Below are 448 nucleotides of genomic sequence, written 5' to 3' on the forward strand. Positions count from 1 at the left end.
GGTCGTAGATCCGCTTGTGGTGGCCGGCGGTGGGGTCAGGCACATCAACGAGCCAGCACCACTTGAAGCGCCGCTTCATGGTGGCGCGGCTAACACCGTTTCGTTTGGCTAGGTCGTCGAGTGATATTGCGGTGGTGCAATGCTCGATGAACTGGGTGAACACTGCCGCGTTGGTGATGTCGTTTCGACGTTTGACGCTGGAGGCGCCGCATTGTTTGCAGCGCCATCTGGTGGTGCCTTTGCTGGTGGTGCCGTTGCGTTTCATTTCACCGCCGCAGTGGCAGCGTGGTTGGTTCTTCGACATTGCGACACCACACCCCGCCGCGCATAGCACATCACGGCTGCCACACCGAGGATTTCCCGTCGGGGGCTAGATATATGCTTCCGGAGCATATACTTTCCGGAAACCTACAGGTCAATCCGTGAAAATCCGCGATTCCGGACACAC

At 58.5% G+C, this 448-nt stretch carries 1 pseudogene; it reads right to left on the bottom strand.

The features are described 5' to 3' along the window. A pseudogene (locus HMPREF2894_RS08880) lies at nt 1-304 on the bottom strand (IS256 family transposase); the annotation flags it as partial. Nucleotides 305-448 lie beyond the last annotated feature (144 nt).

The sequence above is a fragment of the Rothia sp. HMSC066G02 genome (assembly GCF_001813145.1).
Lineage (GTDB): Bacteria > Actinomycetota > Actinomycetes > Actinomycetales > Micrococcaceae > Rothia.